The 14,470-nt window shown below is 43.6% G+C and carries 11 protein-coding genes; 7 read left to right on the top strand and 4 right to left on the bottom strand.

The features are described from left to right. The first annotated feature begins 46 nt into the window (after nt 1-46). The 4 genes from FCL46_RS11505 (at nt 47) to FCL46_RS11490 (ending at nt 3,601) form a co-directional block, all read left to right on the top strand. Complete coding sequence (locus tag FCL46_RS11505; protein WP_136808270.1) at nt 47-1,639, top strand: cation:proton antiporter family protein; 1,593 nt, start codon at nt 47-49, stop codon at nt 1,637-1,639. A gap of 513 nt (nt 1,640-2,152) precedes the next feature. Beyond that, the gene (locus FCL46_RS11500) at nt 2,153-2,476 is read left to right on the top strand and encodes a hypothetical protein (protein ID WP_136808269.1); all 324 of its coding nucleotides are present in this window, start codon (nt 2,153-2,155) and stop codon (nt 2,474-2,476) included. A 39-nt stretch (nt 2,477-2,515) separates the two neighbouring features. Further along, a complete protein-coding gene (locus FCL46_RS11495; protein ID WP_136808268.1) occupies nt 2,516-2,830 on the top strand; it encodes an HdeA/HdeB family chaperone in 315 nt (104 codons plus the stop codon). 198 nt (nt 2,831-3,028) lie between these two features. Then, nucleotides 3,029-3,601 (top strand): glycine zipper domain-containing protein, encoded by a 573-nt coding sequence (locus FCL46_RS11490; RefSeq protein ID WP_228723380.1) that lies wholly within the window; start codon nt 3,029-3,031, stop codon nt 3,599-3,601. Nucleotides 3,602-3,882: 281 nt separating this feature from the next. On the opposite strand, the gene FCL46_RS11485 is transcribed toward FCL46_RS11490, so the two are convergent. Continuing rightward, entirely contained in the window at nt 3,883-5,355 is a 1,473-nt protein-coding gene (locus FCL46_RS11485; protein ID WP_136808267.1) for an MltF family protein, read from the bottom strand. A gap of 242 nt (nt 5,356-5,597) precedes the next feature. Here FCL46_RS11485 and FCL46_RS11480 point away from each other — a divergent pair, with 242 nt between their 5' ends. Beyond that, entirely contained in the window at nt 5,598-6,602 is a 1,005-nt protein-coding gene (locus FCL46_RS11480; RefSeq protein ID WP_136808266.1) for an alpha/beta fold hydrolase, read from the top strand. A gap of 10 nt (nt 6,603-6,612) precedes the next feature. Further along, complete coding sequence (locus FCL46_RS11475) at nt 6,613-7,770, top strand: mandelate racemase/muconate lactonizing enzyme family protein (RefSeq protein ID WP_136808265.1); 1,158 nt, start codon at nt 6,613-6,615, stop codon at nt 7,768-7,770. Between the two features lie 212 nt (nt 7,771-7,982). On the opposite strand, the gene FCL46_RS11470 is transcribed toward FCL46_RS11475, so the two are convergent. The 3 genes from FCL46_RS11470 to FCL46_RS11460 all read right to left on the bottom strand — a co-directional run bounded on the left by FCL46_RS11470 (nt 7,983) and on the right by FCL46_RS11460 (nt 12,843). Beyond that, complete coding sequence (locus FCL46_RS11470) at nt 7,983-10,097, bottom strand: protein kinase domain-containing protein (RefSeq protein ID WP_136808264.1); 2,115 nt, start codon at nt 10,095-10,097, stop codon at nt 7,983-7,985. Between the two features lie 47 nt (nt 10,098-10,144). Then, nucleotides 10,145-11,848 (bottom strand): GH3 auxin-responsive promoter family protein, encoded by a 1,704-nt coding sequence (locus tag FCL46_RS11465; RefSeq protein ID WP_136808263.1) that lies wholly within the window; start codon nt 11,846-11,848, stop codon nt 10,145-10,147. A 74-nt stretch (nt 11,849-11,922) separates the two neighbouring features. Continuing rightward, entirely contained in the window at nt 11,923-12,843 is a 921-nt protein-coding gene (locus FCL46_RS11460; protein ID WP_167505921.1) for a PP2C family protein-serine/threonine phosphatase, read from the bottom strand. Nucleotides 12,844-13,662: 819 nt separating this feature from the next. On the opposite strand from FCL46_RS11460, the gene FCL46_RS11455 reads away from it, so the two are divergent. Next, complete coding sequence (locus tag FCL46_RS11455; RefSeq protein WP_167505920.1) at nt 13,663-14,346, top strand: lipid-binding SYLF domain-containing protein; 684 nt, start codon at nt 13,663-13,665, stop codon at nt 14,344-14,346. Nucleotides 14,347-14,470: the final 124 nt, after the last annotated feature.

Raw genomic sequence — 14,470 nt, 5'->3', positions numbered from 1 at the left:
TCCTCAAAGCCATGTCGGGCGGTATATTCTCAAATGAAAGGCGTATATGGATCCAGTCGTTATCACGCTCATCTTTTGTCTTGGATATCTGGTATATAGGGTTGGCCTTCCACCTCTTGTAGGTTTTCTTCTTGCAGGCCTGGGGCTCCACGCGCTCGGTTACACAAATACACCGCTGCTTACTACAGTTGCAGACACAGGCGTTACTCTGCTGTTATTCAGCATCGGCCTGAAACTTAAAGTCAAGAATTTGCTTAAACCTGAGGTGTGGGCAGGGGCAACCATTCACATGTCACTGACTCTGGCATTCTGCGGATTCATCATATTTGGCCTTGCCCATAGTGGATTGACCTTTTTTATCGGACTGGATTTAGCGACATCACTTCTTCTGGCCTTTGCTCTCAGCTTTTCAAGTACTGTTTTTGCAGTTAAGATTCTCGAAGAAAATGGACGAATGAACTCGCTTAATGGCCGTACTGCCATTGGTGTGCTCATTATTCAGGATATTGTAGCTGTTGTTTACCTGACACTGTCTACCGGCAAGGTTCCGTCAATTTGGGCAATTGCAGTTATTAGTTTACTCCCCGTGGCCAGACGTTTGTTCATGTATGTGATGGACCGGGTAGGGCACGGTGAACTCCAGGTTCTGTTCGGTATCTTTCTGGCACTGGCGGCCGGGGCTGCGACTTTCGACATGGTAGGGCTGAAAGCTGATCTTGGTGCGCTGATTCTTGGTGTAATTATTGCTCCGCATCCCAGAGCGAAGGAAATGGCAGATTCGCTCATGAGTGTAAAGGATCTCTTGCTGGTTGGCTTTTTCCTGAAGATTGGTCTCTCCGGTTTGCCGGATATGTCCGGGATGATAGCTGCAGGATTTCTTGTGCTCTTGCTGCCAATAAAAATGATCATGTATTTTCTCATTTTCACCCGATTTAAATTTAAAGCACGCACGTCATTCGGCACTACTATGAGCTTGTCAAACTACAGTGAGTTTGGACTGATAGTCTGCACACTGGCTGCTGCAGGTGGTAAAGTTGATCAGCAGTGGCTGGTTGTTTTAGCTATTGCTCTCTCCATATCTCTCATTATAGCTTCTCCACTAAACAGACATGCAGATCGAATATTTGATGGTATGAAAGGGTTTCTCAAGAAGTTTGAGAGAAAAGTAAGACACCCTGAAGAACAGCCATTTGAAAGAGGTGACTGGTCTATAGGCATAATAGGAATGGGGCGGGTTGGGGCTGGAGCTTATGATATGTTCAAGGATAGATACGGCGATGTGATTTTAGGTCTTGATTTTAACCCTGAGACGGTTGCTCATCATGAATTGAATGGTCGTGAAGTAAAGCAGGCTGATATCTCTGACCCCGATTTCTGGCGACGACTTCCGAATGAAGTGAGTACAAATTTTCGTCTTGTAGTTCTTGCAATAGATGACCTGGATGCAAAAATATTTGTGGCCCGGATGCTTCTGGAGAAAAAAGGATTTCAGGGTAAGGTTGCTGCTGTAGCGCAATTTGATGATGAGGTAGAACCTCTTCTTGATGCCGGGGTAGATACTGTGTTTAACATGTACAGTGAGGCTGGAGCCGGTTTGGCAGCCCATGTGTGCGATACCTTTGGTAAGTTTTCGCAATAAGCATGCTCTGGTAAGGTGAGAGTTTTTTGACTGAGAAAGGGTGTTGAAATGGTTTCCTCCAGAATCTATGCATGGGCTATTCTGGATCTATACTATTTCACTGTTAGCATGGAAGGAAACAATCTCACCTTGCGGTGCCTGTCAAATATATGGTGTTTAGGCTTGTTTTGATGCTGGTCATTGAGGATGTAAATATCAACAGTTCTTTTCCTACCGAATTGTTTGTATTTAGCCAGATTCAATACAGTTTGTACTGGTAATCTTGTTTAATATCATAAATAATCCCTGAGAGAGGGTGTTGCATAAGAGAGAGTATATGAAGTTCGTCCAGCTTTAAAGATAATCATACAATGATTCCAACTAAAACAGGTCTGTAACATGGAAGTTGAATTTCGATCGATCGTAATACCGATATACGTTATTCGAACGAACATCAGACTTTTCAGCGTTTAAAAAAAGTGGAAATCCATAGCTTTAACCTCTGTGTGTACCTTATAAACAAGGAGGATCATAATGCGTAGTAAAAACTCAATATCAACATTTTTTGCGTTTGTTGTTGTGGCAGCTACATTCCTGATTATTCAGCCTGCCCACGCGAGGTCACAAGCAGATTGTGCTGCCCATGCTGATCGTGTGGCTCGGGATTCCACAGGAATTATGGGCGGCGCTGCACGTGGAGCTGCAGGCGGGGCGCTTTTTGGTGCCATTGTAGGTGGCAATTCTAAAGGTACCAAACGCGGAGCAGCATTAGGAACGGTTGTTGGTGGTGCCGGTGGTGCCTATAATCGGGATGAAATTTATAAACGTGCCTATGATGATTGCATGAGGGGTAAATGATTCATTGACAGCTACTTATGATTTTAAAAGGAGACTTCTATGTTGAGATCACATCTTGTTGCTTTGGCAACTTCAGCAATTATTATTTTTTCAATTCTTGGAACGAACAGCTTTGCCAGTGAGGAAGTAACCACCTCAGACCTCAAAGATTTTACGTGTAAAGATGCAATGCGACTGTCAGGTTCAGACCGGGACATAGCCTTGGCATTGTTGCATGGCTATATGCTCGGAAAGAAAAATCAAACCGTATATGTTGTAGAGAATCTAGCAGAAATAACAGATAATTTTATCGATTATTGTCTGGATCATCCTGCTGAGAATGCATTAGCTTCTTTCGAGAAGCAGTTTAAGTAAGATAATGACATCAAATGGTCTTAGTCGGTAATCTTTAAGCTGATTTGTGAACGGGATTTTTTGTTTTTAATTCAGACAAATATACTCATAATTACCGATTCAGAAGGGAACGAGTGAAGCAACTGAAGTATTGTTCGGATATTTACAGGAACAGTAGGCAAGATGCTCGTCAACACTCAAAGTTCAAGGAGAGTTGTGATGAAGTTTTCCAAAGCAGGAGTCTTGCGTGTCTCAATGTGTTTGTGTATGTCGATAGTCCTTACAGGGTGTTTGTCTAATACCAATAGTGCTCAGAAAGGTTCTTTGGGCGGGGCAGGATTTGGAGCAATAGCAGGGCAGATTGTCGGAAAGAGTACTCAAGCAACCCTCATTGGAGCAGGGGTAGGGCTTGGGATGGGATATATCGTTGGGAATGAGATGGACAAGAAAAAAGTCGTTTATACCAACAGTTCAACGAAGGTTGACGACTATGGCCATAATGAGGTGGGAGTACTGGGTGGTACCCGTTGGCAGGTAACAAGTATCAACCCAAAGGATGCGCTACCCCCCTACACGTCAAAGATGATTGAATTCACTCCTAATGGCTACGTTATAACATCAACCACCAATCTTGACGGAACAATTGATATCGACAATGAGCATTACCGTGTGGTTGGACAGACATTGATCATGAATGGACCGGATTACATCGTCAATTATCGGTACAGCGCTCAAGGTGATCAGCTGGTTATCGACTCTGAAGGATTCAACGTAGTGATGAAAAAATTATAATGTCGTCAGTGGAGATTTTCTAATATCCCCTGATGACATATAAGTTTATCGTAAATAGTCGGTAACTATTCAGTCAAGACCTAATATGCACCCTTTTTTGCATGCCGTAACTTTTTAGCAGTTCTCCAGATGGCCTCAAGCGGGACGATTGGCAATAGTATGCCTATGCGAAGCGTCCCGATCGGGGGCAGGTGGGGTGCTGCTGAATAGTTACAATAATCGCTGGTTCGGGATATACATCGTAGAGGGTTGAGATCATCTTGCCGCCCTCTATGCCCGAATCACGTTTTAGCTGGAGGTTTTTGTTCAAGTGATTCGGTCAGGAGTTTGTAGGCTATGTAATATTTAAAAATATTTTGTACATATCGTACGGTCTCACGCCCAATACGCTTTGCTGCTATCACTTCCACATTGTTAAACCAGATTTTGGGATTATACCCCTCTTTTTCAGCTTCTTTTTGCAGGCTTTGTATTCTTGAGGGCCCGGCATTGTAGGCTGCCATGCAAAAGAGAGCACGGTTCAGTGGATCCAACCCTTTAGATTCAGGGAAATACTTATCTGCTATAACACGCAGGTATTTAGTACCTGCCTGGATATTTGGCTCAAGCTTTTCAATATTCGGAATACCTACATTGGGACTGGCTGCTGTAGCTGGTAGAATTTGCATTATCCCTACGGCACCGACCTTGCTTCTGACACTGTGGTCGAGTCTGGATTCCTGATAAGCAAGAGCCGTGAGCATGAGATAATCAAAATCGTATTGCTTTCCATATTCTTTAAAATATTGAACAACAGCCGTAAATTTTTTTAGGTCTTCGCCATGAGATGAATCGGTTATGTATTTGGTATTTTCAAGATATTTGTTAAAGGCAACATTCCCGAGCAGTGTTCCTTTTTTGTGTTTTTTTGTAAATGTATTAATGACCTTTTTTAGTTTCGGATTTTTTTTGCGAACTGCCCAGCCGATATTTCCTTCCCGTGCAACTTCTACATGAGGATGCATCGTGATATTTTTTAATATCTGTACCCAAAATTCGGCTTTGTGATTATCCATGATTATAGCTGGTATCAGGTTGGCATTAATCATTTCAAGAAGGTCTTCATCTTCGAGCTGCTCATCAGCCTTAACGATTTTGACAGGCTTTTTGTTGTTGGATTTAAGCTTTTTATTCAGTTGTTTTAAACTCTCGTAGTAGCTGCTCGACTCTCTAACGTGGATCTCGTGTCCTGAAAGATCTTCAGCGTTTTTAAACTTTTCATCTGTTTTGGCAGTAATGAGTATCTCGGTTACATCTGAAAGAAATGGATCACTGAAATCAACAATCTTCAACCGCTTATCCGTGATAGTCAGGTTGCCGATTGCTATATCTCCTATGCCGTCATTAAGATTTTGCAAAAGACTTGCTCGCGGAGTCGGAATGATCATTACCCCGACCTTCAGATGAGATTTCTTTTTTTGCAGGGAGTTAACGTAATTTTCAAATGCCTTAATACCCTCGTAACTCAGGCCTTTAGGTTTAGCACCGTCAAAAAAAAAATAGGTCTTACTGTAGGGTACTAACACTCGTATCATTCGACGCTCAATCATAGCATCAAAATCACCGGTAAATTTCGTGTTCTTTTCTAGAAGATTTTCGCTGGATGTCGATGCAGGAATGGCAGCTAAAGATGATGCAGGCAGAAGAGCCTGAAAAATAATTGTCAGTATCAAAAGACCCGGCATTGAAAATAACCGTAATAGAAAAGTATTCATATGTTTTACCTGTCTTAAAATGTTGTTGTTAGAGAATGTGATTCTACACTATGATGTTAGGTATGTTCAGTGTTTTCTTCTAAAACAGATAAATCTGCTACATTTCTTACATGCATCGATCTTGAATGAATCTGTCAGATCTATATTGAAATTTTGTATCCTGTTCACGATCGATGCTCGGTTCAGATGAAGACCAGCTGGGTTTTGGTGCTTATCAAATAATAAAGATCGGGTGACATTCTATGGCGAAAGTAACCGGGATACTGCATTTCAGGCTGAAGATTTTGATGATTCTGATGGTGATGTCGCTTTTTTCAGGCTGTATGAAGTACCCGGTTGTTCCGACAGATCAGGCACCACTATCCGATAAACTCTGGCAGGCAGAAATTAATGGGCCGAACGAATTCCGTACTGCTCTTTCTCAAGCTTCTCTTGGCTTTATTTCTCATGAAGATTATCCGGATATTCCTGTTCGGGTCTTTGGTGCAGAAGGAGAAAAGGAACCTGTGATTTTCACCCACGGTCTGCAGAGTCACTCAGGCTGGTTCGTTCAGTCTGCTGCATTTTTGGCAGATTTAGGGCATCCTGTGTACGTAATGGACAGAATGGGGTCGGGGTTGAGTAGAGCGCAACGTGGTGATGTGAAGGATTTTCACCAATGGGCCAGAGAGATTGAAGTGGTTGCCAGTTTTGCTCGGGAACGTCACAGGAGTGATAGGTTCTATCTGGTAGGGCACTGCTTCGGTGCGATTCCTGCCACAGTGTATGCGTACATGTTTCCAGACAATCTAAAAGGGTTGATTCTCTCCACTCCTGCTATTTACACCAGAACGAGTATACCTTTTGGGGATATGATACGTATTTTTCTGTCTCGATCAGGGGCGAGAAATTTCCTGGTGCCGGTAACCCTTGAACCTGAATCATTTACAGAATTGCCAGAGTATCAGGAGTTTGTAAGAAGTGATCAATTGTCTTTAAAAGCTGCAACAGGCGATTTTTACTATCAGGTATATAAGGCAAGGAAATATATAACCGGAAACCCTGATTTACTGCAGGCTCCACTGTTGATGGTAATTGCCGGAGAAGATCCTATCTGTGATAATGAGCGTAACAGACGTTTTTTTGACAAAGTCTCAGCATTAGATAAACACCTGGATGAGTTTACAGATGCCAGGCATATTCTGGAGTTCAGTCCTGAAAAAGATGCATTTTTTGCAACAGTATCTAACTGGCTAAAGAGTCGGTAAAAGGTTTGCTATGGCAACAATACAAGGTTTCGAACTTTATAAGACAGATATTCCGTTTAAAAATGCGTTTAAACACGCTGCAGCCAGTCGCAAGACTTCCAGCAGCATAATGCTCAAGTGTATAACAGACGCAAATACGACTGGGTATGGTGAATGTCTGCCGCGAGATTATGTGACAGGAGAAAAACGGGATGAAACCTTTAGACAGTTAAAGGAGATTATTCTGCCCAAACTGATTGGAATGAAGTTTTCCTCTATGGATGAGGTTGTCGCATTTCTCAGCCGTTGTAATGGTAAGGCACCCAAAGAATGGCTGTCACCTGATATTCCACAGACTGCAGCCTGGGCTGCAGTTGATCTGGCACTACTTGACGCATTTGGGCAGGAATTTGATGAACCTGTTTCATTAAGCAATAACCAATTCCCAGCTGGTTTGCGATACAGTGCTGTCTTTTCTGCAGATAAGGGATTCAAGGCGTTCAAGTCTCTACTAAAATTTAGAATGTATGGTTTCAAACAGGTTAAACTCAAGGTTGAAAAAGAGACTGCAGAAGAAACTGCAAGGTTTTGCCGGTTTGTGCTTGGGAAGAAATTCGATATACGTGTTGATGCCAATATGGCCTGGAATGTGGACGAGGCGCAGCGAAACATGAAGTTGCTCGCAGGATCCGGAATACGTTCGTTTGAACAGCCGCTTAAGGCAGATGATATACATGGACTTTCGCAGCTTGTCAGTGAGACCGGCCTTGAGGTGATGGCAGACGAAAGTCTGCATGACACTGAATCTCTGGAACTTCTGATAAACAAACGTGCCTGCACCTCGGTGAATGTGAGGATTTCCAAGTGTGGCGGTTTGATCGCTGCGTACAACCGGTGTTTGCGCGCTTTGGAGGCAGGTATGATTATTCAGATTGGTTGCCAGGTGGGGGAGACCTCTTTGCTTTCTGCTGCGCAACTCATTCTTATCTCAGCTGTAGAAAAGGTAACCTATGCAGAAGGGTGTTTCGGCTTACACTTGCTGAGTGAAGATCCGGTCTCGCCGCTCAAGCAGTTTGGTTACGGTGGCAGTCCACCCGCAATGCCAGAAGGGCCGGGGTTGGGAATCAGTGTAAATGAGGAGATTATTAATCGTTACAGTGAAGGCAAGGCAGTAATAAGTAATAAGTAATAAGTAATAAGTAATGTTCTGATTTAGAATGTACTGATTATAAATCAATTGTAAACGCGATCTATTAACCATACTCAAGCCTGAAAAACATCATAACTGTAGGCGTTTCAGGGACGCCGCCATGTGCGTGATCGAATTCCCCGATAATACATTCGGTATATCGGGGAATTCGAGTGCCTGCAGGGTGGCGTTCATGGAGCGCCTACAATCAATTAGCTGCCTGTGGGACGAAGAGCATTGATACGGTCAATATTGGTTTGCCACCAGTTGTGAGCTTTCTCCTGATCCCATGTGTATTGAGTTTCCAGTGACTCCAGAATTGCAATTATTGTTGCGGCATCAGGTGGACGATTGATTGCCTCTTTTTCGAGGCAGTCAGCTATAAGCTGATCAAAAGATGCTGGAATATCATAGTGTACTTTTTCAGAGAGACGTGGAGGTACTGTTTTCATGACGTGATAACATACCTCTACCGATGTAGGAGCCATAAATACATCTTCGCCGGTAATCAGGTTGTATGCTACTGACCCGAGCGAGTAAAAGTCCGAGCGTATATCTGTTTCCTCCCCTTCACTGAGCCTTTCAGGTGCAATATATGCTGGTGTACCAATAATCCCCTGCTGAGTTGTGAGGCTCAATTCTTTTGGTGTGTTGATTTCTTTTGCCAGTCCGAAATCCAGCACCTTCACCGCGTCATGGCGTCCGCCTCGATCGCAGAGCATAATGTTCATTGGTTTGATATCACGATGGATCAGGCCGATACTGTGTGCTTCCTCAAGTGAAAGACAAACATGTTTGAGAATAAATATGACCCTTTCTAACGGAACTTTACCCTCTATTTCAAGGAGTTGGGCGAGGTCAATACCATTGAGAAATTCCATCGCATAATAGAATATTCCATCCTCAGTTTTGCCGTAGTCATAAATCTGAATTGTGTTTGGGTGGGTGAGATTGCTGGTTAGCTGGACCTCTCGCTCAAATCGTTGAATTGCCTCTTCGCTCATAGCCTCGGGTTTGAGAAACTTTACAGCAGTGGGCCGTTTGAGCAGAGCATGTTGTGCCTCGTACACCTTACCCATTCCACCTTCACCGATTTTCTTGAGCAATTTGTATTGACCGAGTTGTTTGATTTTCTCTATTTTGTTGCGCAGGCGATGAATAGATACCGATGAATAGAGAAACCATAGACAACCAATAAACAGAATGCTGAAAATACCTATAAATGCAAGTTTAACCGGTCGATGTCCGGCAAATGCGTCAGATTTTCGAATTTCGGTTGCAACGCCAAATCCGTATTCAGGCAACCATCGCCACGCGCCAATTACTGTCACACCTCTGTAGTCGCGATAACCGCGGCTGTCTACGCCTGACTGACCGTTAACAGCAGATGCAGCCATTCTGGTTAACGGGCGTTCAGAGAGAGGGATTTTCGGACGATATCCACGAGTCATATCACCGCCGGGATCCCGAATCTCTATAGCAAGAATAGAGCGTGCATCAGGGATATCCTGCAGGAGGCCGATTTCTTTGAGCTGGTCTTCAAAGCGACTATCTGAAATCAGAAACCCCTCCTTATCAAAGGCATATGTATCACCGGAGTCTCCCATGCGTGCTACGGACAGAATGCGGGTAAAGTCTTTATCAGGGTTCAATATCAGTCCGAGGGCAGCTATGACGTTGCCTTCTTTGTTTCGTATAGGAGCGGTTGTTATCATGACAGGGTTGTTAGCCACAATGTCGAGACCAGGAACGTATTCACCTTGTAAATGTGGGTTGCCTAAGATGGCCTCACCAGCAAATATCCGCTTGAGAAAATTTTCGAGTTCGAAAGAGAGGCTCATGCCTATAAGTGGATCGGCGATATTTGAGGCCACGATGTACCCACTTCTGTCAATAACTACAAATCCCATGTAATCTTTATCTACTTGCAGGGGCAGAGCTTTTTGCTGAATAATAGATAAATTCGATGAGCTTAGCAGTTTTTCTACCTGACCCGGGTATTTTCGGTGAATCGCTATAAGTTCCTCAACCTCTGTACTTACTGAAGGATCATTGGCATGGACTTTGGCATAGTCAATTTCGTTTTTCACCCATATTTCCAGTGCTTCAATGTCAGCATCTAATATTGTCTGGAGATTGGTTGAGTAAACATTGACGATTGCTTCATGTACCGCATGGGAAGTCCAATAACCAATTCCTCCAAGAACACTTAATAGTAGGAGTGAAATTAAAAGTATACGTTTTGTCGCATGCCAATTACTTTTGCTTTGGCCATACGTACTTTCTCTCAGTGGAGAGACTCTTTTTCTGGTGTTTCTGTTTTTCATCGTAAAGCCTGGTGACGTTGCCGGTGAACTTCAAACCGGACGAGTTATTACTCTTCCAATTCCACAATTTTCTCGAGCTCCGGTCGTATGTGCTGGGTTGCAAGAACGTCTGGACTCAATAGCTGTGTCTTGGCCTGAAATGCGCGCATGCCGCCTTCGACCTGTTGTTTGCGATTACGTTCGTACCACCCTTCACGCATGATGTGCATAATCGGAGAGCCGAGTCGCTGAGAATCCCGCTTGGCTTTATATTCGATATTGATCGATTTTAGCTGCTGATCAAGTTCACTGATAAATTTCTGTTGGATGGCAGGCTCGACAGAGGTGGTGAATTCAACCCTGAATATGTATCTGCTGTTCTTCTGGTCTGCTTCAGCTTTGAAATGATCGGCATGTGCACCGGTCACTTCAGATGCTTTCTGGAATGCTGTAATAACTTGGTTGACGCTGACCTTTTCACCGGTAATATTTGTCATTCCACGCCCTTTACGTACAAAGACGATTTCAGGAGTGTTATTATAGCAACCCACAACTTTGACAACATCGTTGATGTCATAGCGATAGAGTCCTGAAGTTGTGGTGAAAAAAATGTAATACTCTTTATCCTGTTCGATTTCACCCACGGTCAGAAAACGCCAGGATGATGGCGTGTCTCGTTTTGATTCAAGATCGTCAACTGCGACGAATTCCATGAAATTGGTGGATATCGTCAGTACGCCTTTACTACCTTCATCACTCAGAGGTATTGATCCCCTGGCTTCACTGGAAAGGTACCCCATATCCCTGACAGGCACAGCACGGTTTCCGTCAGGGTCGAACCAATAGGGGAAATGTTTAAGGTAATGTCCAACAGATCCGCCTTTCCAGCAGCCTATAAGACTCAGTTGCTGCCAGTAATCTACAGGTCTAAGTTCGCCATCCCGATTGCTTCGAAATTTCTCAAGTTCGGCAGCTCGCCTGGCGTTGGGCTTGAGCTTACCTGCAATGGCCTTGCGGAGGGGTGTTGATATAGCGAAGGCCTCAGAAAGTGTGCCATCCCGAATATCTCGGATAATGTCTTCGCTGTGCATATTAGCCTTTTCACACATCTTGATAACTGACGACGGGTTTGCTGTAGCAAGCAGGCTGACATCATGTTCCAGCGATATGCGCATGATCGTATAATATTTTGCTCCATAGTCCTCAATTTCAAATACATCGTAGGGAATCGAATAGGTTGAGCGGATCAGTGCAGGCATATTTTTATAGATATGCCCTGAAGTTGAACCAAATGGGATACCAGAAGGGGTATATCCTTCAATTGCAGGTGAGACAAGAGACACCACTTTACGACTGAGAACATCAGGGTGACTTTGCCTGGCATGGTATGTCCATGTGCGCATCTGATCACTATGCTCACGTCCCTGGCATGTCGGGGTTACCGGGATGTATTTGGGATCACCGGTGGTGCCACTGGTTTGGGCAAACATGATTGGATCTTCCGCCGTGAAGATGTTCTTTTCCCCAGCAACGACCCTTTGCATATCACTTTTGATATCTTCATAGGTAATCATGGGAACCTGCTGCTGAAAATCTTCAATGGTTCTGATAGAGGAAAACCCATAGCGCTGCCCGTATTCAGTCCCACTGTTTTTCCGCACAATTGAGAGCAATTTTTCTTCTTGTACCGTTTCCGGGTGAAGTGTTGCCTTTTCAAACCGTTTTGCGGACTGCTTGATTGTCAGGCCTATAATAAAGCTGGCAATTGACATTGCGTTGACCTCCGGCGATGGTAAAATATAGTGATTTATTTAGTTGTTAGGTCCTGTTTGGGTTCGCACACTTCTTAAAGAAGTACGATTGCAGCAATGGCCACGAGAATTACTCCGATGATCAAAGCCGAAAGCATAAATGATCCGTTTTTTAGTACAGCTGGACCGACTTTATCCTGAGGTATCGACTTTGCAATTTGATCGTCGAGAGTCTCAGTAGTGACAGACGGGCCTATCCGAACAAGAATTGTGCTGGCATTGTCTTGAGCTGGATGTTGAATTTTTTCCAGTTCATCAAAAAGTACTTTCAAAGCTGTAGATACTGGTTGGTCTTTTGTATTGCAAAGGATGTGACTAATTCGGTCAGTAGTGAGAGTTTCTACGCCATCTGTGGCTGCCAATAGTTGATCACCATCATCAAGAAAAAAAGGCGTCTGAGGGTTGTCTACCAACTCAAATTTATAACCATTGACAGCAGAAAGCAGAAAATTGCGTGTTGAATTTTTTGCAGCTTCTTCGGGGCTGATCTCATTCTTTTCTACTTTGCTTTTAAGCAGGGCTGCCATCGAGTGATTAGCGTTCAGTCGGGTAAGCCTGCTATTTCGAAGCAACCATAACGGCGAATCACCAATACTATACCAGTAAAGCCGGTTCAAACTGACTACGAATGCTATGAGAGTAGAACCCATTCCCTTAAGCGCAGGTTCTGAGTAGATTCTATCAGCAATTGCGTTGTTGGCTGCCTCTGCAGACTCATGCAGCCGCCTGACTGTCGGAATGTCACTACTATTTCTGAAATATTCCGTCATAGTGGTGACTACCAGTTCACTGGCAATTGCTCCTCCACTGTGTCCACCCATTCCATCGCACATGATGCATAGCAGTCCGTTGGTATTGTCAGACAGCTGAATACCTTCGACTATACGATAGCAGTCTTCCTGTTGATCGCGTATTCCTGGAATCTGCTGTCCTGCGTATGCAATATCCGTTTTCAACAATTCCTCTGAATAATTAGAATAGATCTTGCTCATCTGTTTTGAGGTTAGGGAAGGCTCAGACCACTAGTGATATCTGTGAGCAATAGATCAAGAGGTTTTAGCTTGTATAATAAAAATGTCATGAGAATATACATCTCTATAAATTAGCAGGATTGAGCTATGAAGCACGCATTGTAGTAACAGAGAAAGCATATCGCAATTGATAGATGTATGACAACATAAATGTGTTAGGTTTTCTCCGGGGCTGGTAGGAGATTTATCTTTTACTTTCTGACCCAAACAGGTTTAACCTGAGTTGGCATGCCTGACTTAAATATGCACTGCAATGAGTGGCATGTTATTGAAATACGATGAAGGGTAACTCTTACACACGGCAAATTGAGCTCAATGACTAATAATCCCTGGAGGGTGTCAGAGAATAGGTATTTTTGTCAAAATTGAGACATTTCCCAAAAAAAAGCACAGCCATATACATGATATCAGTGTCTTCGCTTACCTGTGAGCATTGTTTTTAGGAAATTCCAAAGAGTTTGAGAAAAGGCCATTGTCGGACAGCCTCCTCGATGAAAATCATTTGATGGTAGTTCGTACGTACGCATGTATATGTGACGTTAGTGTCATCGAGGTATTTACAGGTTTTGTGAGAAAGCATACTTGCATCATTGCATTGAGTAGCCTATCATTTAGATGGATTATTACGGGGCACCTGGTGACGCATGAAAGAAAGAGTGTTTTTAATCGATTCGGCCTGAATTTGCTTATATTTTTTCGGGGGGAAATACCCGAATCGCAACCTGCATGTCAAAGGAGGATGCTATGAAAAAGGTAAAGCTTGTTTGGTTTGTAATGTTGTCGTGTTGTATGTTTTGGGCTGGATCAGTTCAGGCAAGTGACAATGTGAAAATAGAGGCCGAAGGGCTTGTGGATAAAGCTGCAACTGTTATCTCAAGTTTTGCTGCCGACCCTGATCTGGAGTGGTTCAGGAAAAATATTGGAAACGCCAAGGCGGTACTCATTATCCCACAAAATCTAAAAGGAGCATTTGTAGTCGGTGGTGCAGGAGGTTCGGGTGTTTTACTCGCACGTGATAGCAGCACAGGGGAATGGAGCTATCCGGCGTTCTATACGCTTGGCGCTATATCTGTTGGTCTACAGGCCGGAGCTGAATCTTCAGAGGTTGTGATGATGGTGATGAGTGAGCGCGGGATGGAAAGTATGCTTACCAGCTCATTTAAAATCGGGGCAGATGTCACGATGGCTGCAGGTCCGGTAGGTGTAGGTGCTAAGGCAAAGACTGCAGATATATTTTCGTATGCCAGGGCAAAGGGCGCGTTTGCAGGAGTCTCTCTTGATGGAGCTGTTGTAAAGCCCGCAAACAAACGTAATAATGCGTTTTATGGGTCAGAGGTCAGCCCTGCAGATATTCTAATCAGAAAGAGTGTGCAGAACCCCAAAGCTGATCCGTTAAGAGTTGCTGTAAAATCAGTAGCATCTCAATAAAACCAGATAATAATTCAATGTTCTGACCTATTGTATATTCATCTTTCATATTTATTCAATTGGTTAACTTGCTGTATGCGATATGAACCGGGAGCCCCATAACATTTTGGATGACTATATTTTT

It is taken from the genome of Desulfosediminicola flagellatus (assembly GCF_005116655.2).
GTDB lineage: Bacteria > Desulfobacterota > Desulfobulbia > Desulfobulbales > Desulfocapsaceae > Desulfopila > Desulfopila flagellata.
The sequence above is the reverse complement of the archived record's forward strand: the minus strand, read 5'-3'. Positions and strand labels throughout refer to the sequence as shown.

Coding starts and splice junctions, on each gene's coding strand:
- FCL46_RS11500 (WP_136808269.1), top strand. CDS start 2,153: ATGCGTAGTAAAAACTCAATATCAACATTTTTTGCGTTTGTTGTTGTG.
- FCL46_RS11475 (WP_136808265.1), top strand. CDS start 6,613: ATGGCAACAATACAAGGTTTCGAACTTTATAAGACAGATATTCCGTTT.
- FCL46_RS11495 (WP_136808268.1), top strand. CDS start 2,516: ATGTTGAGATCACATCTTGTTGCTTTGGCAACTTCAGCAATTATTATT.
- FCL46_RS11455 (WP_167505920.1), top strand. CDS start 13,663: ATGAAAAAGGTAAAGCTTGTTTGGTTTGTAATGTTGTCGTGTTGTATG.
- FCL46_RS11490 (WP_228723380.1), top strand. CDS start 3,029: ATGAAGTTTTCCAAAGCAGGAGTCTTGCGTGTCTCAATGTGTTTGTGT.
- FCL46_RS11505 (WP_136808270.1), top strand. CDS start 47: ATGGATCCAGTCGTTATCACGCTCATCTTTTGTCTTGGATATCTGGTA.
- FCL46_RS11480 (WP_136808266.1), top strand. CDS start 5,598: ATGGCGAAAGTAACCGGGATACTGCATTTCAGGCTGAAGATTTTGATG.
- FCL46_RS11485 (WP_136808267.1), bottom strand. CDS start 5,355: ATGAATACTTTTCTATTACGGTTATTTTCAATGCCGGGTCTTTTGATA.
- FCL46_RS11465 (WP_136808263.1), bottom strand. CDS start 11,848: ATGTCAATTGCCAGCTTTATTATAGGCCTGACAATCAAGCAGTCCGCA.
- FCL46_RS11470 (WP_136808264.1), bottom strand. CDS start 10,097: ATGAAAAACAGAAACACCAGAAAAAGAGTCTCTCCACTGAGAGAAAGT.